The sequence below is a fragment of the Paenibacillus sp. NRS-1760 genome (genome assembly GCF_050467785.1).
Taxonomy (GTDB): domain Bacteria; phylum Bacillota; class Bacilli; order Paenibacillales; family Paenibacillaceae; genus Pristimantibacillus.
Genome location: NZ_JBITPK010000014.1, coordinates 410,044 through 431,450, shown reverse-complemented (window position 1 = coordinate 431,450; position 21,407 = coordinate 410,044). Strand labels below are relative to the sequence as shown.

Below are 21,407 nucleotides of genomic sequence, written 5' to 3'. Positions count from 1 at the left end.
TGATCGTTTATAGCCAATCTTAAGTAGGAAGGAGAAGTCTATTGAAACGAGTCCAGAAGCCAAAATGGTCTTTTGTCGTGCTGCGCGGCGCTGACAAAACCGTTAAACAGTTTCACGTTTCAAAGCGATCGGTCTTTGCCGCTCCAACGGCGGTAGTAATAGCGGTTACGGGCTGTATTGCGGGGCTTCAAATAAAGTCAGCCTATGAAATGAACCAATTGGAAGAACAAATGTCACAACAAGACGAACTATTTGCACAAACCGTTTCCGATAAAAACGAAGCCATTGTCTCGCTTCAGCAAGAAATAATCGGATTGTCAGAGCAAGCAAATGAAATGAAAGAGAAAATCGATGATCTGCAGCAGCTCGAACTAAAGCTGAAGCAATTTATCGCAAACTATGGCAGTAAACTTGAAACCTCTACCTATCTGGCGCCAATAGACAAAAGTGAGACAACTGTAAAAACTCTTTCCGATACTTCCTCAACAGGAAATCGGAGCTTTAACGATTCGAAGCAAAGCAAACAGTTTGTTTTACTCGCACAGGAAACAGGACTTCATCTCGCCGATTTGCAGCGGATGGTCGAGACGATGGAGGATTCATTAACGTTGACGCTGCAGCTCGCACAAGCGACGCGAGTCTCCGTTGATGCTTATCCTTCCGGCTGGCCGACACGCTCCAAAATGCTGACCTCTGGATTTGGTTATCGAAGAGATCCTTTTACAGGACGAACGGCTTTCCACGCTGGACTAGACATCACTGGCAAGCTAGGAGATCCCATATTTAGCGCAGCAGACGGCACTGTATCGAACACTGGCTTCAATAACTCACTGGGCAAGTATATTATCATTGATCATCTCGGAGGCCTGCAAAGCGCCTATATGCACTTAAAGGAAATCGAAGCGAAAGAAGGCGACACCGTCGTTCGAGGCGAAAAGATCGGTTTGCTCGGATCGAGCGGCAGAAGCACTGGCCCGCATTTGCATTTTCAAATTATGCAGAAAAACGAGCCTGTTAACCCTTTACCATTTTTGTCATTAATAAAGGAGGATTAATGTTTATGTTCAAGGACCATAAGCGGCTGGCAGCCACTGATACATTAATTGGCCAAGGCACGATAAGCGAGGGCCGGCTAATTTGTGAAGCAAGTCTTCGCATTGAAGGGGAGCACCGAGGAGATATCGAATGCAAAGCTGACGTCATCATTGGAGAATGTGGTCTTGCTCGCTCGAATATTACGGCGCGTGATATTACCATTGCAGGAAAGGTTTTCGGAGATATCGTCACCAAGGGGAGGCTAATCATTACTTCCTCCGGCACGTTAACGGGGGCAATTACAACCCAAACACTTATCATTCAAGATGGCGGCAAGTTGAATGGCAACTGCTACATGGAGCAAGCAGCTGACAGCAAAAATCGTGTGCCAGTAGAATCCGATCCACCACACATCTCCGGTAAAGAAGCAGTAATTAAAGAATCCAAAGAGAAATCTCGCCAAGCAGGATAGTACAGCAAAAAAGCCGTTCTACACGTGCATGTCTTCCGAAGAAGCAGCATGTATAGAAACGGCTTTTTTAATTCATCTAAAGTCTAAGCTGCAACATCGCGTTTCTTAAAGGTATACCATGTAATGGCGATGAAAAGAGCATAATAAACACCGAGCACCACAAGCGAAAAGCCTAAGGTCATGCCCTCTCTCATCGGATTTCCATCCAAGTATTGCGTTAGATTCAAATGAATAAACAATAGATAATCGATCCATTTGTAATCGAGCATTGCAACTAAACCAATAAAGCTGTTCACGCCTAGAAGAAGAAACAATGCCATACCAATCGCTAAACCGCTGCTGCGGAATACAGTAGAGAGCATGAACGCAAGCGTTACGGTAACAACAAGCGAAATTAACGTTAAGCCATAATACTTAAGCATATACGAAAATGGATTCGTTCCTTCATCTCCAACGAAGGTTGGCTTTATATCCGGCGACGCATTAATGCCGAAGCAAATCCAGTTCACAAATATCGTCACAGCAAACAGTACAATAGCAAGCAAAAGAGCGAATATCATGATCGAAATATATTTTGACAACAATATTTTTGAGCGTGACCAAGGTCTGATTAGGAGAAGCTTGATGGTACCGCTCGTAAATTCCTCTGCAACGCCGCCAGCAGCGATTACAACGGTAAAGATCGTAACGAGCAGAAACAAAATGGAGGATTCCATAAAAGCAACATCCCACATCGAAGCATCTCTACCGCCGAATATTACCCATAAAATAGAAATAGCCAAAACTAACAAAACCAATATACCGGTCATCACCCATGTGCGAGGACGACGGTAAATTTTCATATTCTCATTTTGAATAAGCGGCAAAAAATTACCCAATTCGTTCCCCTCCTGTCACTTCTAAAAATTGGTCTTCAAGTGTCTTAACCTGTACGCGAATGCCATAAACCTTGATTCCAGCATGAACGAGAGAAGCATTAATGGCAGCTGTGTTTTCCTTATCCGTTTCAACTGCTATGGCATCTTTGCCTTCAAGCACCGCAGTAAAGCCAGATGTGAACAGCACATCCATCGCTGCCTGCTGACTGTCCACTTCAATAACAACACGGTTATGTACTTTAGCTGCATGCTCGCCCTTAATGGTTCGCACGTCTATGAGCTTGCCATTTTGAATGATCGCGACACGATCACACATAAGCTCCATTTCAGATAATAAGTGGCTCGATACAAATACAGCAATACCTTCTTCTTTGGAAAGCATGCGCAAATAGTCACGTAGCTCTCTTATCCCTGCCGGATCCAAGCCATTTGTAGGTTCATCCAAAATAAGCAGCTGAGGTTTATGCAAAATAGCTTGTGCTACGCCAAGCCGCTGCCGCATGCCGAGCGAATAGGTTTTCACCTTATCCCGAATTCGCCCTTCAAGACCAACGAGCTTAACAACCTCATGAACACGATGCTCTGTAATGCCCGGAATCATTCGTGCATAATGAATTAAATTATCATAGCCGCTCAAGTATTTGTACATTTCAGGATTCTCAACAATCGCTCCAACATGGCGAATTGCCTTTTCGTATTCCTTCGTAATGCTATGTCCTCCAATAGTGATTTCACCATCTGTGAGCGACATTAAGCCAACCATCATTCGGATCGTAGTGGTTTTACCCGAGCCGTTGGGACCAAGGAAACCAAATACTTCCCCAAGTGGGATATCAAGCGTTAAGCGATCAATAATCGTTCTGCCGCCGATTTTTTTGGTTACATTCTTTAATTTAACAATAGGCTGATCCATATTTGTGCTCCTCCTTCAAAAATCCAAATCCTATTCATTATAAACGATTAAGGAAACAATTGGTAGTTTACAAAAAAATACACCTCCACTCTACAGTTAAACTGTAGGGCAGAGGCTCTCATTATCATTTGTGCGATAGGGCTGTATAACATGTTCGGCAACTTTCGCATCTGCACGAAGGAACATTTTATAGTCATAGTTACTGGTCTTACCCGGCGATCCTACTATAGCATCCAGCCTATCCTGCTCCACGCTGCATGTTAAGCAATAACCCATTGGATGTACCACTCGGAAAAATCCTGTTCGAAACAAAATATCTGCTTCAGGACTTAAAAGCATCTCCCCGCAACTAACACAATAAAAACGGTCCTTTGAACATATCATTCGATAGATCGCTCCCTCTCTCTTTCGTAATGATTGTATCAACCTCAACATTAAAAACGGCATTAAGCGTTAAATGGCAGAAGTTCTATCATAACGTCGATTTGCAATCCATCCCAAACATGCTTTAACAGCATATTATACACTATTTAATTGACTAGTGATTTCATCCCATGTCGTTCCAAGCCTTATAATGTCATCCTCATTAATCTGTTTGCCTGTTTGAACCTCAATTAGCTCAACGTCCGTAATTGCCCGTAGGCTGTGCCTCGTTCTCTCTGGAATCGATACGGTATCGCCTGGCTCAACGTGACGGTACAGATCATCCAGAATTAGCACTCCCTCTCCTGAGATAATGGTCCACGCTTCTCTTCGCTTAAAATGCATTTGATAGCTTATATTTTGGCCAGCTGCAACAAAAACCCGCTTTGTAACACAATGAGTTCCTGATGACAAGACAACGGAATCAACAATTTTGGAATGCCCCCATCGGCGCTCCTCATACTTTGGACGCTCATTCATGAGCTTAAGCTTCGCATCGAGCTCATTACTCGCATTTTTGCTAGTAACCAAAATGCCGTCGGGACTTGCCGCAACAATCACATTCGTAAGCCCAATAATGGAGATAGGAATGTCCAGCTCATTGATGAGCTGGGATTGCTCGCTGTCATCCGATATTTCGCCCATGCCTAGTCGTTCAAAGGCCAGCTCCTCGGATAATGTTTTCCATGTGCCAAGATCTTTCCACTCACCGTCGAAGCAAATAACTGAACGAGAGGTTTCTTTTTGCGATACTTCAATTTCGAAACTTGATTTAGGAATTTTCGTATACTGTTTATATAGTTCATCATAATGGATAGGCAGCCTGCGATTCATGAGCAAAGTAATCATATAATCAAGCTTGAAAGCGTAAATACCGCTATTCCATAACGCTCCGCCTTTTATTAATTGATTAGCTTCAGCCTCATACGGTTTCTCTTTGAATGAATGTACTCTACGTTCATAGCTGTCATCCTCATTACTGTGCCGATTGGCTTCTGGAACGATATATCCATATTGCTCTGACGGATAACTTGGCTTAGTCCCAACCATAAGCAGCTCAGATTTGCTTTCTCTGATCAGCTTTGGAAGTCCTCTTATACATGAGAAAAAATCACAGCTTACATAAGCATCAACTGGTATGATAATGACCGTTTCATTTAAAGATACGCCCGCGATTGAATACAAATAAGCAGCAGATAACGCTATCGCAGGAAACGTGTCACGCTGCTCAGGCTCAATGATAAGTGGTGCTTTTACACCAACCTGTCTTTGTAAAATCTCCACCTGCTCACGGCAAGTCGAAATGCGAGTATGCTCCTGCAAATCCGACTCTTCCAGCTGGCGCCATATGCGCTGCAGCATTGATTCCATGCCGCCGTTTGGGCTCTCCAATACAGTTAAATATTGTTTTGCTCGACTACTATTCGACAAAGGCCATAATCTCTTTCCAGATCCGCCTGATAACAAAATAATTTTCAAAGCATGTCCCCCTTCTAAGTTGTTATTGAATTCTACTTCCTACCAGATCGTTAACTACTGTAATACAGCCGTTTTGTATTCAATAATCTGCTGTATAAATAATGAATTTTTTTCTGCTGTGGCTGACTTTCTAATATTTCTTGGTTCATGACACCAATAATAAGAGAGCGAAGTGTATTCGAGCATTCAAATAACACGCCATGAGCGAATTGATTATCTTGTTTCAAATTCCAAACGATCCGACCGCGAATCATAATCTGTACATTCGAAATCGTCATTCGAAATTCAACAAGATAATTGGATTGAATCGGTAATTGCAAGCCGGATAAGAAGCATAAACCATTTTGGCTTAAATTAAGTAGAAGTACTGTAGTCGTAGATGGTGTCAACAATTGTCCATCTTTACTAATTAGCCGCAGCTCTGCCTTAACGCCTTCTGTGAAGCGTAGCCTAATGTGGTTGCGCGAGGCATCATTTGAATTCATCGCCATGCTTAATTCCTCCATCATACCTAATAGCAATAACAATCCTTGTTACAGCTCAAATACTGGACTCCATTTCTATTAATGCCTATTCCTCTAGCAAGAAATCTATTTCAAGTACAGTGACGGCTGCGTCCCAAGCTCCCTCTCCGCTATCCATCTCTACTTTATCTCTTAACCTCTGACCAACTACATATAAATTACTAATAATGATAGATATATTAACATCATTATACCCGAGTCCGCGGATGGAATATGTCGGTTAATGGGCGCGGCTTTCTTCTAATTTGGTGGCATTTTGTCGAAAAACAAAAGGGACTGTCGTCTGAAGTAATGAAGCTACTTCAGGGACAGTCCCTTTACTCGTATATACGATTTATAAAATAAGTCTGAATTACTTGCCGCCTGCGCGTGCAAGCTCTTTCTTGTTCGCTTCGAACGCTGCAAGAAGTGCTGCTTCGCCCACTAAGCCTGTATCTTCAACCTTGCGGATCTGTTCAAGCATACGCTTGTAGTCCTTAGGAATGACTTTAACGAATTTCGAAAGCGATGCTTCCCAATCATTTAATAGACGGGTACCAATCGCACTCTCTGTATACTTAACATGTGATTCAACCAAACCACGAAGTTCAGCAACATCTACAGAGTCTTCTAGGCGCTCCAGCAATACCATCTCCAGATTGCAATGATTGTAGAAATCGCCTTTCTCATCGTAGATATACGCGACTCCGCCAGACATACCTGCCGCAAAGTTACGACCTGTGAGGCCAAGAATAACGACGCGTCCGCCTGTCATATACTCACAACCGTGATCGCCGACACCTTCTACAACTACATTTGCGCCGCTGTTCCGAACAGCGAAACGTTCGCCAGCTGCACCGCGGATATACGCTTGACCGCTAGTAGCACCATACAGCGCTGTGTTACCGATAATAACATTGTCCTCAGCCACAAAAGTTGCCTTTGGTGACGGTGCTACAATGATTTTACCGCCGGATAGCCCTTTTCCTACATAGTCATTCGAATCGCCTTCGATTGACAACGTGATTCCTTTAGGCACGAATGCACCAAAGCTTTGGCCAGCCGTTCCGACAAAATGGTAAGAAATCGTATCTTCCGGCAAACCTGCTGCACCGTATTTACGCGTAACTTCGCTGCCAAGAATCGTACCAACAACACGGTTCGTGTTCAAAATAGGGAATGTGCCGCGTACGCGCTCGCCATTCTCAATCGCAGCCTTTGCAAGTGGAACGAGCTGCTGCATATCAAGCGACAATTCAAGACCATGGTTTTGCTCTTGAACATTGTAGCGAACTGCATCCTGTGGTAGATCAGCTTCGTACAGCAAGCCAGAGAGATCAATACCTTTTGCTTTGTAGTGCTCAAGCAGCTGCTTCGTTTCCAAAATATCGACGCGTCCAACCATTTCTTGAATGGTACGGAAACCGAGCTCTGCCATTATTTCACGCAGCTCTTCAGCAATGAAGCGCAGGTAGTTAACAACATGGCTAGGATCGCCCATAAATTTTTTGCGAAGCTCAGGATTTTGTGTTGCAACGCCTACTGGACAAGTATCCAATTGGCATACACGCATCATGATGCAGCCTAGCACGATAAGCGGAGCCGTCGAGAAGCCATATTCTTCTGCTCCAAGCAGTACCGCAATCGCAACGTCACGGCCATTCATCATTTTGCCATCTGTCTCAAGAACGACACGGTCACGCAATTTGTTTAGCATTAGCGTTTGATGTGTTTCTGCAAGACCAAGCTCCCACGGCAAACCTGCATGACGAATCGAGCCCATTGGTGAAGCACCAGTTCCGCCATCATAACCGCTGACCATAATAACATCTGCGCGGCCTTTCGCAACGCCAGTCGCAATCGTACCAACGCCGACACCAGATACCAGCTTTACATTGATTCTTGCGCGTGGATTAGCATTTTTCAAGTCATGAACAAGCTCTGCCAAATCCTCAATAGAATAAATATCGTGATGCGGCGGCGGCGAGATCAGTCCTACGCCAGGCGTGGAACCACGAACCTCGGCTACCCAAGGATATACTTTAAGGCCAGGCAGTTGACCGCCCTCACCAGGCTTAGCGCCTTGAGCCATTTTAATTTGAATCTCATCTGCATTAACCAAGTAGTTGCTCGTTACGCCAAAACGTCCCGATGCTACTTGTTTAATCGCGCTGCGTCTGGAGTCGCCATTCGCATCTGGTATAAAGCGTGCTGGATCTTCTCCACCTTCGCCCGTATTCGATTTGCCGCCTAGGCGGTTCATCGCAATAGCCAGACTCTCATGGGCTTCTTTACTGATTGAACCAAATGACATCGCACCTGTTTTGAAGCGTTTTACGATGGATTCAAGCGATTCAACTTCCTCAAGCGGAACGGCTTGACGGCCTTCCTTAAACTTGAGCAAAGAACGAAGCGTAAGATGTTTTTTGTCCTCGCCCTGTACAAGCGCAGAGAACTTTTTGTATAGCTTGTAGTCATTCGCACGAGAAGCCATTTGCAGCGTATGAATTGTTTGCGGTGTAAACAAATGGTCTTCGCCATCTTTACGCCACTGGTAATCACCGCCAGAGTCAAGCTCTTTCTCTCCGCCTTCTTGCTCAGCGAATGCGCGGTTATGGTGCTTCAACGTCTCTTCGGCAATAACATCTAGACCGATGCCGCCGATGCGGGACGGTGTCCATGTGAAGTACTCGTTGATCACATCTTCTTTCAAGCCGAGCGCTTCAAAAATTTGAGCACCACGGTAGGATTGAATGGTCGAGATACCCATTTTGGACAATATTTTAATAACGCCTTTAGTGGCTGCTTTAATATAATTTTTCACTGCTTTATCATGCGATACGCCGCGAAGCATGCCTTGCTTAATCATGTCGTCAAGCGATTCAAATGCAAGATAAGGGTTAACTGCGCTTACGCCGTAACCAAGTAGCAATGCATAGTGATGCACTTCACGAGGTTCGCCGGATTCCAGCAAAATAGCAACCTTCGTCCGTGTACCTTGGCGAATAAGATGATGATGCAGTGCTGCTACTGCCAGCAAAGCTGGAATTGCAGCATTTTCCTTGTCGACGCCACGATCGGATAGAATAAGCAGATTATGTCCCTTCGCAATAACACGATCAGCCGCTTCACACATTTGTGTAAGCGCAGCGCGCAAGCCCGTCTCACCCTCATTTGCAGGGAAGAAGATCGGGAGTGTAATGGAACGGAAGCCAGGACGGCGCACATGGCGCAGCTTGGCGAATTGCTCATTAGACAAAATAGGCGTATCCAATTTGATGTGTCGGCAGCTCTCTGGCTCTGGATTAAGCAGATTGCGTTCTGGACCAATCGTTGTACCTGTCGCAGTAATAATCTCCTCACGAATCGCATCAATAGGCGGATTCGTAACTTGTGCAAACAACTGCTTGAAGTAATTGTACAAACGCTGCGGACGCTCTGACAACACCGCCAGCGGTGCATCATAACCCATTGAAGCGATAGGCTCCATGCCGCTGCCAGCCATCGGCTCAAGCACTTTGCGAATGTCCTCAAATGTGTATCCGAACGCTTGCTGTCTCATTTGAACAGTAGCATGGTTTGGTTCTGGCAGCTCAGGAGCTTCCGGCAAATCTTCCAAATCAACAAGATGCTCATTCAGCCATTCGCGATATGGATGCTCGGTCTCGATTTCCGCTTTCACTTCTTCATCAGAAATGATGCGGCCTTGCTCTGTATCTACAAGCAGCATGCGTCCTGGACGCAAGCGGTCTTTGTACAAAATATCCTCTGGCGGAATCTCCACGGTTCCAGCCTCGGAGCCGAGAATAATATGATCGTCCTTCGTTACGTAATAACGAGCTGGACGAAGACCATTGCGGTCAAGCACCGCACCGATTTTTACGCCGTCAGTAAAACCAAGCGCAGCTGGGCCATCCCATGGCTCCATCAATGTGCTGTGGTATTCATAAAATGCTTTGCGCTCGTCGCTCATGCTCTCATGATTGGACCAAGGCTCTGGCACCATCATCATTGCGGCATGTGCCATTGAACGACCGGACAAGAATAGGAACTCCAGCGTGTTGTCGAACATTGCTGTATCCGATCCGTCTGGGTTAATAACAGGTTTGATTTTCTCGATATCATCACCGAACAATTCAGAGGCAAACAAGGTTTGACGGGCATGCATCCAGTTCACATTGCCGCGAAGGGTATTAATTTCTCCGTTATGAATCATATAATGGAAAGGATGAGCGCGTTCCCAGCTTGGGAATGTATTCGTACTAAAACGGGAATGTACAAGCGCCATTGCCGAAACAACGGATTCATCGTTCAGCTCGGTATAGAACGAACGCACCTGCTCTGTCGTAAGCATTCCTTTATATACGATTTTTCTGGAGGATAGGCTAGAGAAGTAAAACATATTGCCGCCTTCTTTGCCGGCATAACGAATCGCAAGCTCAGCGCGCTTACGAATAACATATAATTTGCGTTCAAATGCCATATTGTCCTTCAGGCTGTCGTTCATGCCGATAAACAATTGACGAACATAAGGCTTAACAGCTAATGCGGATTCACCCAGTTTCTTATCATCCGTTGGAACCGTACGCCAACCGATAACCGATTGGTTCTCCTCTTGAACGATCGTTTCCACTTCACGCTCAATTGCACGGCGAGCTTCTTCATCCTGCGGCATAAAAATCATACCTACGGCATAGTGTCCTTCGGCGGGAAGTACAATTTCTTGCTTCTTTAATTCAGCCGCAAAAAATGTATGAGGAATTTGAAGTAAAATACCTGCTCCATCTCCCGTATTCGGTTCGCTGCCTTGACCACCGCGATGCTCCATATTCTCGAGCAGCATCAGCGCTTGGCGAATGACCTTGTGTGACTTGATTCCCTTGATGTTGGCCACAAAGCCCATGCCGCATGCGTCTTTCTCAAACTGCGGATCATAGAGCCCCTGCTTCGGCGGCAATCCCAAAATATGTTCTTTCATTGTGAGCAACCTTTCTATGAGAAGATTTTTGGGTAAGCGTGAACGTGTTGAAATTAAGCACCGATGAATACGCATTACGCTTCATTTTTGGCTTGTTTTATCATAGAATGGTAGTCAGCGAGGCACACCGGCCTGCTCCTTGACATTCCTAAGCTAAACGGAAACGTCTCTTATAGAGCGTTAACGTTTAATTGACCACACCCGGCCTTTACCGCGTCATAGCGATTATCCTGTTATTTTATCATTAGGCCAAAGCGGAATCAATTTAATATTTTCATAATAGTTTGCACTATTTTACTACAAATTCAATTATCGAAGATGGTTTTGGAAGGCGTTAGCTTCGATTCTCTGCGGAGTATCATCATAGCATACCCTGCAGTTTTTATTTCCTTTTATTTTAACAGAGGAGTGTGTACTTATTGTATAGCAAGTTTAGGAAAGCGGCGTTTCGCGCTGCATCGTCAGTATTGATCGCTATCGTGCTTGCAACCGGTATCTCTCCACTAAGTATAAGCACTGCCGGGAATAACGCTCCTGCTGCTCATGCTGCCTCTGTAGTTGACAAAAAGAAAGATGATCACACTTACCGTATCGTCGCGGTTGGTGATTCATTAACTGCCGGCTACGAATATGGCTTTACCGAACAATCCATTCCATATGGCTTCGTAGAGCATGTATACGAACAAGCTCTATTCCATGGACTTCGTGCAGAGTACATCAATTATGGGGTGCTAGGGCTCCAAACATCAGGATTAAAGCGATGGATTGAAGCCGTTGTGAGCGGTGTCAGCGTAAAAAGCTCTGATATTCAGAGCGGGCTGCCCGATCCACGCGCAGAGCGAATATTTGCTGAAACATCGCTGCTCCGATCTGCCTTAAGTGAAGCTGATCTAACCGTAATGACAATAGGCGGCAACGACTTGTATGCTGTTCTCGACAAGCTAAATAAGGGTGCCGATCGTGCCGAGACGACTGCTGTGCTGGACAAGGCTTTGGACACTTACGAGACGGAGCTTGAGCCAGCTCTAAGATTGCTGCTTTCTCAGCAGCCAAATGCCCAAATCATTATCGCAGATCAATATCTGCCAATCCCTCCTCCATTAAAGGTTGGGTCGCTCATCTTTCCTCTTTACCCTGAGGCTGACCGGTTGTTTCTGAAGGATAGCATCAAGCAGCTGCGGGAACGCTTAAATCAGATAATCGAACGGCTTGTAAAAGAAGGATTTAATGTTAAAATCGCAAATGTCTCATCTTCCTTCATAGATAATGAGCTAAGCTATACTTCAATTGCAAAAGGGGACATACATCCTAGCAGGGCGGGTTATGCTGCAATGGGGAAATCCTTTTCGAAGGCCATTTGGGGAGATTATCGTATCGTTAAGCCAAGAGCAAAAGATAATGAGGCTGCTCTTGCTATTGTCGTTAATGGAAAAGAAATGATTAGCGCAAATAAACCAATGGTAGTTCAAAATCGCACCTTCGTACCGCTTCGGAGCATTGCAGACGCATTAGGCGCTGCCACCAAATGGAACGCCGCTGCGCAGACGGCAACTATAAAAGTTGCCGATCGAGCGGTGGATATAACGGTAGGGCAATCCTCTTTCCGTGAAAACGGTACAGTTAAAGCACTAAATGCACCGCCTGCTTTCATCCATACCGTTGGCAAAGCAAGCACGTTATATGTTCCGCTTGCCGCATTATCAGAAGGATTGCAATTCCAAGTGATTTATCGCGATACTCTAAAAACCGTCTTCATTAATAAATAATATAAAGCTATTTATATTCCTTTAAGAGCTGCTGCATTTGCTCCAAGCCTTTGGCCGCCCAGCGCTGCAGTCGATCCAGTGAAGCAATTTCGGCTTCTGCGGCAGCTCTTAAAGAATCGTTATACTCTGGAATAATGCCTGTATGCCGCTTTACGTCACGCAGCAAAACATTTGTTTTTTCTGTAAAGCTTAGTGCACGACGCTCATGAAACATAGGCACGTCTGGATTATAAGGATTATGCAGGTCTCCTTGCTCAGGATGCTTTAACACAGCTAAAACTTTGACGAGAGCACGAGGCCCGTTAATTTCAACAAGCTCACCTAGATAATGACCGGAGCGGATTTCAGTTCTAACGTTATCCCCTATTTTCAAACTATCGTCAACCTGGTTATTTCGTTCCATATCGAACCATCCTCACTTTATTATGTTATATTTGCTTGTAAAATATATGTAAATATAGTTGACTACTTAGTTACATATAATAATAATGTGTACATCTTCATTCTAGGATAATTTATCCACCACATTATTCGCAACCCTAGCGGATAAAACTTGTGTTAGTCGCACTTGCATCGTAATATGGAATTAGAAAAGTAGGTGGAATGAATGCGTAAGAAAAGAGTGCTTCTGCTCTCTGAAGGCTTTGGCTCTGGTCATACCCAAGCTGCCTATGCGCTCGCTGTCGGACTCAAGCAATTAAGTCCGGGGATTCAGACCCGCGTCATCGAGTTAGGAAATTTCCTTAATCCGGTGCTTGGTCCGTGGATTATATCTGCATATCGCAAAACGGTAAGCAAACAACCAAAGATGGTCGGTCTTATGTACCGCAGCAACTATAAGAAGTCGCTTAACCGCTTTACACAGCTTGCGCTTCATCGTGTGTTTTATACCCAAACGTCACAGGTCATATCCCAGCTGAAGCCAGAACTAATCGTATGCACCCATCCTGTACCGAATGCTGTCGTTGCTCGGCTCAAACGTCTAGGACTAGACATACGGTTATATACGCTTATTACAGACTATGATGCACATGGGTCATGGGTAAACCAAGAAGTCAATAAATACCTCGTTTCAAGCGAGCTTGTGAAAGAGCGGCTCATGGAAAAAGGGGTTACAACAGACCGAATTGAAGTAACAGGAATCCCTGTTCACCCCAACTTCTGGCATACATACGAGAAAGAAGAGATTAGAGAGCAATTTGATTTAAAAAACATGCCGACCGTACTTATAATGGGCGGCGGTTGGGGAATTTTATACGAGGACAATGCCCTTGAATATATGACCAAATGGCGGGAAAGCACACAACTCATTTACTGCGTTGGCTCAAACGAGAAGATGAAGGAAAAAATGCTTGCCGATCCCCTTTTTCAGCATCCTAACATTCGTATACTTGGCTTCACTCGCGAGGTGAACAAGCTGATGGATGTCTCCGATCTTCTAATTACGAAGCCTGGCGGCATGACCTGCACAGAAGGAATGAGCAAAGGAATTCCAATGCTGTTTTATGAGCCGATTCCTGGACAAGAAGAAGAGAACTGCGAATATTTTATCAATAACGGATTTGGAGAAATGCTCGATTCGAACGATACTGTCGATAAGTGGTTCAAGCTTATCCATGAGCCCTACGCTTCAGGCCAGTTTAGAGACAGCCTGCTTACCAAACGCAATCAACAATACGACCCCACGAGTTGTCCGAACGCCGTCCTGCGACTGATGCAGTGACGGTTTTCTTTTTAAAATAAGAATGAAGCATAAATTGTATGCCCTTATCCAAATAGTATAACTGATGAAGGGAGCTGTTTATAATGAGTTCGAAGATGACAGACGGAAAAACGATTATTTTGAGGTTGGAAATTGATACGAATCTTGCGCAGTTTGGCCGAGCAGCTACAGCAATCGAACAAGCCAAAGGCGATATTATCGCCATAGACGTCATACATACAGACAAAAACAAAAGCTTGCGCGATTTAACTGTGAAAATATCGGAGCATGGCGCAGCAGAACGGCTTACGACAGCGCTGAAATCATTAGAAGGCATTCGGCTCGTTCATATATCCGACCGTACCTTCCTGCTTCATCTTGGAGGTAAAATTTCAATTCAGCCGAAAACGCCGATCCAAAACCGCGATGACTTGTCCCGTGTCTATACACCGGATGTGGCTAGAGTATGCCAAGCAATCGCCGAAGAACCGTCCAAAGCTTATACGCTCACCATAAAAAGAAATATGGTTGCCGTCGTTTCCGACGGAAGCGCGGTGCTTGGCCTCGGCAATATCGGTCCGTATGCAGCTATGCCTGTCATGGAAGGCAAAGCGATGCTGTTCAAGCAATTTGCCGATGTCGATGCGTTCCCGATCTGCCTCGACACGCAGGATACCGAAACCATCATTGCAACGATCAAAAACATTGCGCCTGCCTTTGGCGGCATTAATTTAGAGGATATTTCCTCCCCTCGCTGCTTTGAAATTGAACAAAGGTTAAAGCAGGAGCTTGATATTCCTGTCTTTCATGATGATCAGCATGGTACTGCGGTCGTATTATACGCAGGGCTGCTAAATGCGCTGAAGCTGACAAATCGAAGCCTCCAAGAGGCTCGCATCGTTATTTGTGGAATCGGGGCAGCAGGAACCGCTTGTACAAAAATGCTGATCGCCGGAGGAGCAAAACATATTATCGGTGTGGACCGGGCTGGGATATTGTCCGCTGACTGTGTTTATGACAACCCTATGTGGCAGTGGTATGCTAATCATACGAATGAAGAGCGAATCACAGGCGGTTTAGCTGAGGCGCTAAGCGGCGCTGATGTTTTTATAGGCGTTTCGGCCGGCGGCATATTGACGCGAGAGCATATTACAACGATGGCAAAAGATCCAATCGTTTTCGCAATGGCGAATCCAGAGCCCGAAATACGCCCTGAACTAGCTGAGGATATCGTCGCTGTTTTTGCTACGGGGAGATCGGATTATCCTAATCAGATTAACAATGTTCTCTGCTTTCCGGGAATTTTCCGTGGAGCGCTCGATAGCCGCGCTGCTACAATTAATGAAGAAATGAAGCTTGCGGCAGCAGAAGCTATTGCCTCCGTTATAAGCGATGAAGAGCTGAGCCCAATGTATATAGTTCCTAGCGTCTTCAACACGAGAGTCGTTGAGGAAGTACGGCGACGCGTCATACAGGCTGCACAGCAAAGCGGTGTCTCTCGCCGTCAAATTCGGGAGTAGCTGCTGCCGCTCTATATTTTGTAGTAATTTCCGCTCGTTTACGGCCCCCGTAACGAGCTTTTTTTTATTTCTAGCAACGTTAATTTTTCTAAATCATCAATAATCATAAGAATTGAAAATGCTTGGGGGGAATATTCTGAAAAAGACGTTGAAACCTGTAAGCAGGTTATCACGTATTCGTTCTTAAGCACTTGGTCTAGAGGAACTAGAGAAGCGGAAATGAAACACATGACAAGTATCATCTTCTTAAGCGAAAAAATTATGCTATAATTAAAATATCAAGCGCTAAAGCGCTTTTTCAACAAGCTGCAGCATATGTTAGCATAAGTGGAATTTACACACGGTATATTTCGTAAAAGCAGGCTTTATGTGCAGGTTAGTTGATGGAAAGGGAGCCTGGTAATGTTTCAAGCCGTAGTCGATTTTTTAAAGGATTTCGGTCCACTCGGATTGTTTATTCATTCGTTTCTAGACGCAGTTATATTTCCCATTCCTGCTTTTTTTCTTCAAGTTTCATTAAGCATACTTAATCCATCTACAGCATTATGGCTGGCCACTGTGGGCTATATCGCCTGCCTCCTAGGTACACCTGTCGGGTATTATTTGGGAAAGATTATGGGCAAATCCGTTCTATATAAATTTCTAAAAAAAGAATGGATCGATGCCGCTACGGATAAGTTTCAGAAAAATGGCGAAGCAGCCATTCTTATCGGCTCTTTCACACCTATTCCATTCAAAGTATTTACAATATTGTCTGGTTGCTTAAATTTCCCTCTTTGGAGATTAATCGGTTACGCAGCAATTGGCCGGGGCCTAAAGTTCTATATTGTTGGATCATTATTTTATTTCTACGGACGCGCTGCGGAAAGCATGGTTAAGGATGTTTCCTTGTATATTTTTTTAGGAGCCGTGCCTATTCTCATTGTTTATCTTTTACTTCGCAAGAGACGTAACAAGAAGAAAGCTCTCGAGGACAAAGAAGCTGAAGCAGTCCAGAACGAACAAATTAAACATAACGATAATGCAAAAATTCAAATAGATTCATAAGCAATTTCATACAGATGTAAAAAAGCCAGTTAGGATTAAATCCTAACTGGCTTTTTGAGGTTACAACGCGCTTCCACCGAACAGAATACGATACTCCCAATGTGTACCTTCAATACTGCTGACGGTAACGCCGCCCCCCTCTTTCGAATACGTATGCAATACTTTGCCGTCTCCCAAATAAATCCCGTCATGAGTAATCGTAGCTTTAGATTTATCAATTCCATTATAGGCTGATGCCTTCGTTCCTTTATAGGACATAAAGAATACGATATCACCGCGTTTCAACTGCTTCCAATTGGTCGTAATCGAACCTTTATCCTTTACGTACTGACCTTGCTGACGAGAGTCAGCCGGGAGCTTCAGAGACACGCCATCAAGAAAGGCTTGTCTCACAAAATCGGAGCAATCAAAAGTTGTCGTCGTGTTGCGATCAGAGCTGTATTCATAAGGGGTGCCTAAATACTTCATCCCTGCAGCTATGATTTTCTCAACCTGCTTATCTTTTGATACATCAGGATTCGTAACTGTTCCGCCGCCATTGCCGCCCGTGTTCCCCCCAGTATTCCCACCAGGAATAGTCCCAGTTACTTTCAAGTAGGAAGAATCTGTGCTTACATAGCCGCGAACACCGTTGCCATCCTTCACTTCATACCAATAGCTGTTTGTCTTTGCTACGATAGTTACCTGCTCGCCTTTCTTCAAATATCGAATGCGTTCACCCGATGTCGATGCCGCCTTTCGGAACGAAACAGAAGATAGAGCGACTGCATTGCCGTCTTGTGCAGGAACCGAGGTTTGAAGCTCAATATACTGTGATGAGGTCGATATGTAACCTTGTTTACCCGAAGAATCCGCTACTTTATACCAATATGAATTAACCTTATCCATCACCTTAATTTGTTCGCCTTTCTTTAAACTGCGAATAATGGATGCTGATGTGGAAGGTGATGTGCGCATATTTACGCTCGATTGTACCTCTGCTGCTTGTGTTGTCTGAGCCGCCAGCGCTGCTGGAACTGAAAGTGAACTAAACAATAATGCTGCCGTTAACGTTGCTGTTGCCATCCTTTTTTTCATGCTGTGTTGCAATCCTTACGCCTCCTTGGTGTGTAAACAGTTTAAGTTTCACGGTTCTGCTTCATTGTAAATTCGATTAGATTAGACAAGTATCGACCAAAAAGCCTATTTAACCCCTCTTTGTAATAGGTTTTAAGAACCACAAAATCGTCGTATGTACACAAAAAAAAGACACCCCAATTAATAGGATGCCTTAGTACCTAGATTCACTTGAAATTTACTCCATCACTGCAACTAAATTGTATGATTCTCATGCAAAGAGTAGGTCTTTTGGCAGAATCAACCTTTCATGCCATTTGAACCATAAGTTTTGATTTTGAACTGATTTGGCAACAATTACCGATTGGATTTAATGATTTTCCGGCTTATTTGCCCCTGTATTCTCTATTAACTCATCAGGCTCAACGTGAACATGTATGCTCATTATGTTATGCTTCCTACTCATTCGACGCTCGATTTCGTCACTTATTTGATGGCTTTCGATCAATGTAAGCTCGGGATCAACCTGAACGATTACATCGACAAGTACATGACTGCCATGTACTCTAGCTTTAATATCCTTAATCGATTTAACGCCTTTCGTTTTGGCAATTGTTGAACTTAGAGAGGACAGCTCATTCTCATCAAAGCCGTCCGTAAGCGCATGCGTGGAGCTATAAAAGATTTCCCAAGCCGTTTTACATATGATAATACCTACAGCTATTGCCGCTACAGGATCAAGCCATGGCAAGCCAAATTGTGATCCTATAATACCGATAGCTGCCCCTATGCTCACAAGAGCATCTGACAAGTTATCCTTAGCCGCCGCTAATAAAGCTTGATTGTTAATTCGGAGGGCCAGCCTTCGATTATATATATAAACCCCGCCCATACATGCCGCAGCAAATAAAGCAATCCATGCTGTCATTAGATTAGGTATATGATGATTAGCAGCAAACAAGGATTTTACCGCACTGATCAATACTTGGATGCCCACCGTCGCCATAATGAACGAAGCGATAAGTGCTGCAATGGTCTCCGCTCGAAAATGTCCGTATGGATGATCCTTATCCGGCGGCTTCTGTGAAATTCGCAATCCAATCAGTACGGCTACTGACGCAACAATATCCGTAAGGTTGTTATAGCCGTCTGCAACGAGTGCTCCAGATACGAACCAGTAGCCTGCTCCGAGTTTGATGGCGGATAATCCCAAATAAGCGCCTATACTGACCCAAGCACCCTTCTCGCCCTGTTTAATCTCATCATACTGATTCAGCTTTAATACCCCCCAAGAAATAAAAGTATGTATTTTAAAACCATCCAACTAACCTATCGGTATCATATTCGAACGATCATATCCTAATTAACTTACCCGTTATTATAAGAAAAAAACAGCCGGTATAAGAACCGACTGCTTTAAAAAGCGACTATTTAGTTAATTTCATAAATCTTATAAATTTCATCAAGCATTAGATTTGCTGCAATGACGCCGCCGGCTGTATTCCAGATCGCATCGCTCACTCTAATCGCTTTATTATTTTTTACAACTTGAAGGCTTTGCCACAATGGATCCTTCAACATCTCTTCTTCCATCTTCGTTCCTTTGCCATCACCCGTTTCATAAGTGAAGTAGAACAACATGTCCGCATCTACTTCCGGCAAACGTTCTTTCGTAATTTCCTCAACGAATGTATCTTTATATTTTTGATTGTCTGGACGTGTAATTCCAAGCTTCGAGAATGCAATCCCTGTAAAAGTATCCTCTAAGTAAATGCGCGTTTTTCCCGCCATAAACCGAACGACTGACACCTTCTGGTTGAGCTTGTCGCCAGCTTTACTTTTAAAGTCTGCTGCACGGTTGTCATAGTCGGCAATGATTTTTTCGCCATCAGCTTTCTTGCCGATCGCATCAGCATATAGCATGAAATTAGACTGCCAAGCACCACGAAGCGTTTCAGAAAACACAGTAGGTGCAATAGCCTTAAGCTGATCATAAACTTTCTCTTGGCGCAATTTATTACCAATAATAAGATCAGGTTTTAGGCTTGCAATCAGCTCGATGTTAGGCTGACTCTCTTCACCAACAACAGTAACACCTTCCATATCCGCTTTTATGTGGTCATACCATGGGTCGCCTGTCCAAGATTTCACCGCGCCTACCGGCTTAATGCCAAGTGCCAGCAACGCTTCTGTTCCTTCGTTAGATAATACGACGATACGAGTTGGATTACCTTCTATTTTGGTCTCGCCCATTGCATGCGTAATGACTCTCGTGTCATCAGTCTTCGACGCGTTCGTTCCTTCTGTCGCCGATGAATTGCCTTCGTTATTTTTTGAACCGGATTGTCCGCATCCCGAAACAATTACGGCTAGTGCAAGCAATAGGGCGGATGCTGTCCAAGTAAATTTCTTCTTTAATGCATAAGACATTTTTTTCTCCCCTTCATGTTGAAAATCATTCTCAGTTTTATTACAAACGAAACTATACCAGCCATATAAAACAAAGTCAATAACTGTTGATAATGATTTTCAACTTCATTGACACTATGTACATGATCCCCTAAAATGTTTTAGTAGTCCTGTATCATGAATACCCTTCACAATTGACATCAAGGAAAGAGGAAATTATGAGTACATTATTACATACACGAGCCCAGAAAATAATAGGGCTGATAACCGGCTTGCTCCTCTTTGCTGCTGGTATCGTTTGCAGCATCGCTTTTGGAGTAACGAATATTAGCTGGCGCACGATTTTAGCTTCATTTACCGCATTTGATGGCTCTCAGGAGCAGCTCATCATTCAAACGGCTAGAGTGCCGCGCGCGTTTATCGCAGCCGCAGTCGGAGCGAGTCTAGCTGTAGCTGGCTCACTCATGCAGGGAATTACCCGCAATCAGCTTGCTTCTCCGAGCATATTTGGCGTGAATTCAGGAGCCGCTTTCTTCATCGTCATCGGCTCTGCCTTTTTCGGAGCTAGCGGCATGACGACTTTTGCAACGCTAGCGTTTGTAGGAGCAGCCTTTACAGTGACTCTCGTTTACTCGCTTGGCTCGATCGGCAACGATGGTTTGACACCGCTGAAGGTTACGCTTGCCGGCGCTGCTATGACTGCTTTCTTCTCTTCGCTCACGCTGGGAGTATTGCTTACAAGCGGCCAAACATTTGATCAGGTGCTTTATTGGTTTGTCGGATCCGTCTCAGGACGCGACATGAACATCTTTACAGCCGCTGCTCCATATATGGGTATTGCCCTGATAGCGGCCATCGTGCTTGCAAGACATATGAACGTGCTGGCGCTTGGAGAAGACGTCGCTGTAGGATTAGGCCAAAAAACCGTCTATATCAAATTAGCAGCTGGAATTATTATCGTTCTGCTCGCAGGCGGCTCGGTCTCTATGGCTGGTCCTATTGCTTTCGTTGGCATTATTATTCCTCATCTAATGCGTTATTTAGTTGGCATTGACTACCGCTGGGTTATTCCATACTGCGCGGTGTTTGGCGGCATATTGCTGCTTGCTGCTGATATCGGATCAAGATATATTTCATTTCCGAAGGAAGTGCCCGTCGGCATTATGACTGCAATTATTGGTGTTCCTTTCTTCGTGTTTATCGCTAGAAGAGGAGGCCAATCCTAA

The 21,407-nt window shown here is 44.4% G+C and carries 16 protein-coding genes; 7 read left to right on the top strand and 9 right to left on the bottom strand.

The annotated features are described in order from the left end of the window. Positions 1 to 41 precede the first annotated feature (41 nt). Positions 42 to 1,055, top strand: a complete 1,014-nt coding sequence (locus ACIFSR_RS21110; protein WP_430059745.1) for a peptidoglycan DD-metalloendopeptidase family protein — start codon at positions 42 to 44, stop codon at positions 1,053 to 1,055. Between the two features lie 5 nt (positions 1,056 to 1,060). Then, the gene (locus tag ACIFSR_RS21105) at positions 1,061 to 1,507 is read left to right on the top strand and encodes a bactofilin family protein (protein WP_430059743.1); all 447 of its coding nucleotides are present in this window, start codon (positions 1,061 to 1,063) and stop codon (positions 1,505 to 1,507) included. An 83-nt stretch (positions 1,508 to 1,590) separates the two neighbouring features. On the opposite strand, the gene ACIFSR_RS21100 is transcribed toward ACIFSR_RS21105, so the two are convergent. The 5 genes from ACIFSR_RS21100 to gltB form a co-directional block, all read right to left on the bottom strand. Further along, positions 1,591 to 2,385 (bottom strand): ABC transporter permease, encoded by a 795-nt coding sequence (locus ACIFSR_RS21100; protein ID WP_430059741.1) that lies wholly within the window; start codon positions 2,383 to 2,385, stop codon positions 1,591 to 1,593. After that, positions 2,378 to 3,298 (bottom strand): ABC transporter ATP-binding protein, encoded by a 921-nt coding sequence (locus tag ACIFSR_RS21095; RefSeq protein WP_076268919.1) that lies wholly within the window; start codon positions 3,296 to 3,298, stop codon positions 2,378 to 2,380. Before ACIFSR_RS21095 ends, ACIFSR_RS21100 begins: the two co-directional genes overlap by 8 nt. A 519-nt stretch (positions 3,299 to 3,817) precedes the next feature. Next, a complete protein-coding gene (locus tag ACIFSR_RS21090; RefSeq protein WP_430059738.1) occupies positions 3,818 to 5,200 on the bottom strand; it encodes a sugar phosphate nucleotidyltransferase in 1,383 nt (460 codons plus the stop codon). 50 nt (positions 5,201 to 5,250) lie between these two features. Then, the gene (locus ACIFSR_RS21085; protein ID WP_076268921.1) at positions 5,251 to 5,691 is read right to left on the bottom strand and encodes a PilZ domain-containing protein; all 441 of its coding nucleotides are present in this window, start codon (positions 5,689 to 5,691) and stop codon (positions 5,251 to 5,253) included. A gap of 385 nt (positions 5,692 to 6,076) precedes the next feature. Next, on the bottom strand, positions 6,077 to 10,681 hold the full coding sequence (gltB, locus tag ACIFSR_RS21080) for a glutamate synthase large subunit (protein ID WP_430059736.1): 4,605 nt from the start codon (positions 10,679 to 10,681) through the stop codon (positions 6,077 to 6,079). Positions 10,682 to 11,100: 419 nt separating this feature from the next. Here gltB and ACIFSR_RS21075 point away from each other — a divergent pair, with 419 nt between their 5' ends. Further along, entirely contained in the window at positions 11,101 to 12,447 is a 1,347-nt protein-coding gene (locus tag ACIFSR_RS21075) for a stalk domain-containing protein (RefSeq protein ID WP_430059734.1), read from the top strand. A 7-nt stretch (positions 12,448 to 12,454) separates the two neighbouring features. Here ACIFSR_RS21075 and kapB read toward each other — a convergent pair whose 3' ends face one another. Continuing rightward, positions 12,455 to 12,850 (bottom strand): sporulation phosphorelay system protein KapB, encoded by a 396-nt coding sequence (kapB, locus tag ACIFSR_RS21070; protein ID WP_430059732.1) that lies wholly within the window; start codon positions 12,848 to 12,850, stop codon positions 12,455 to 12,457. A 204-nt stretch (positions 12,851 to 13,054) separates the two neighbouring features. Between kapB and ACIFSR_RS21065 the strand changes: the two genes are divergently transcribed. The 3 genes from ACIFSR_RS21065 (at position 13,055) to ACIFSR_RS21055 (ending at position 16,716) form a co-directional block, all read left to right on the top strand. Beyond that, positions 13,055 to 14,170, top strand: coding sequence for an MGDG synthase family glycosyltransferase (locus ACIFSR_RS21065; protein WP_076268925.1), 1,116 nt, complete (start codon positions 13,055 to 13,057; stop codon positions 14,168 to 14,170). An 83-nt stretch (positions 14,171 to 14,253) separates the two neighbouring features. Beyond that, the gene (locus ACIFSR_RS21060) at positions 14,254 to 15,669 is read left to right on the top strand and encodes an NAD-dependent malic enzyme (protein ID WP_339204602.1); all 1,416 of its coding nucleotides are present in this window, start codon (positions 14,254 to 14,256) and stop codon (positions 15,667 to 15,669) included. Positions 15,670 to 16,071: 402 nt separating this feature from the next. Beyond that, the gene (locus ACIFSR_RS21055) at positions 16,072 to 16,716 is read left to right on the top strand and encodes a YqaA family protein (protein ID WP_076268927.1); all 645 of its coding nucleotides are present in this window, start codon (positions 16,072 to 16,074) and stop codon (positions 16,714 to 16,716) included. Between the two features lie 60 nt (positions 16,717 to 16,776). On the opposite strand, the gene ACIFSR_RS21050 is transcribed toward ACIFSR_RS21055, so the two are convergent. From ACIFSR_RS21050 to ACIFSR_RS21040, 3 genes are all read right to left on the bottom strand, one after another. Further along, the gene (locus ACIFSR_RS21050) at positions 16,777 to 17,805 is read right to left on the bottom strand and encodes an SH3 domain-containing protein (protein WP_430059729.1); all 1,029 of its coding nucleotides are present in this window, start codon (positions 17,803 to 17,805) and stop codon (positions 16,777 to 16,779) included. A 337-nt stretch (positions 17,806 to 18,142) separates the two neighbouring features. After that, positions 18,143 to 19,048, bottom strand: coding sequence for a cation diffusion facilitator family transporter (locus ACIFSR_RS21045; RefSeq protein WP_339209737.1), 906 nt, complete (start codon positions 19,046 to 19,048; stop codon positions 18,143 to 18,145). A 155-nt stretch (positions 19,049 to 19,203) separates the two neighbouring features. Beyond that, positions 19,204 to 20,202, bottom strand: coding sequence for an ABC transporter substrate-binding protein (locus tag ACIFSR_RS21040; protein ID WP_430059727.1), 999 nt, complete (start codon positions 20,200 to 20,202; stop codon positions 19,204 to 19,206). Positions 20,203 to 20,399: 197 nt separating this feature from the next. On the opposite strand from ACIFSR_RS21040, the gene ACIFSR_RS21035 reads away from it, so the two are divergent. After that, complete coding sequence (locus tag ACIFSR_RS21035; RefSeq protein ID WP_339204605.1) at positions 20,400 to 21,407, top strand: FecCD family ABC transporter permease; 1,008 nt, start codon at positions 20,400 to 20,402, stop codon at positions 21,405 to 21,407.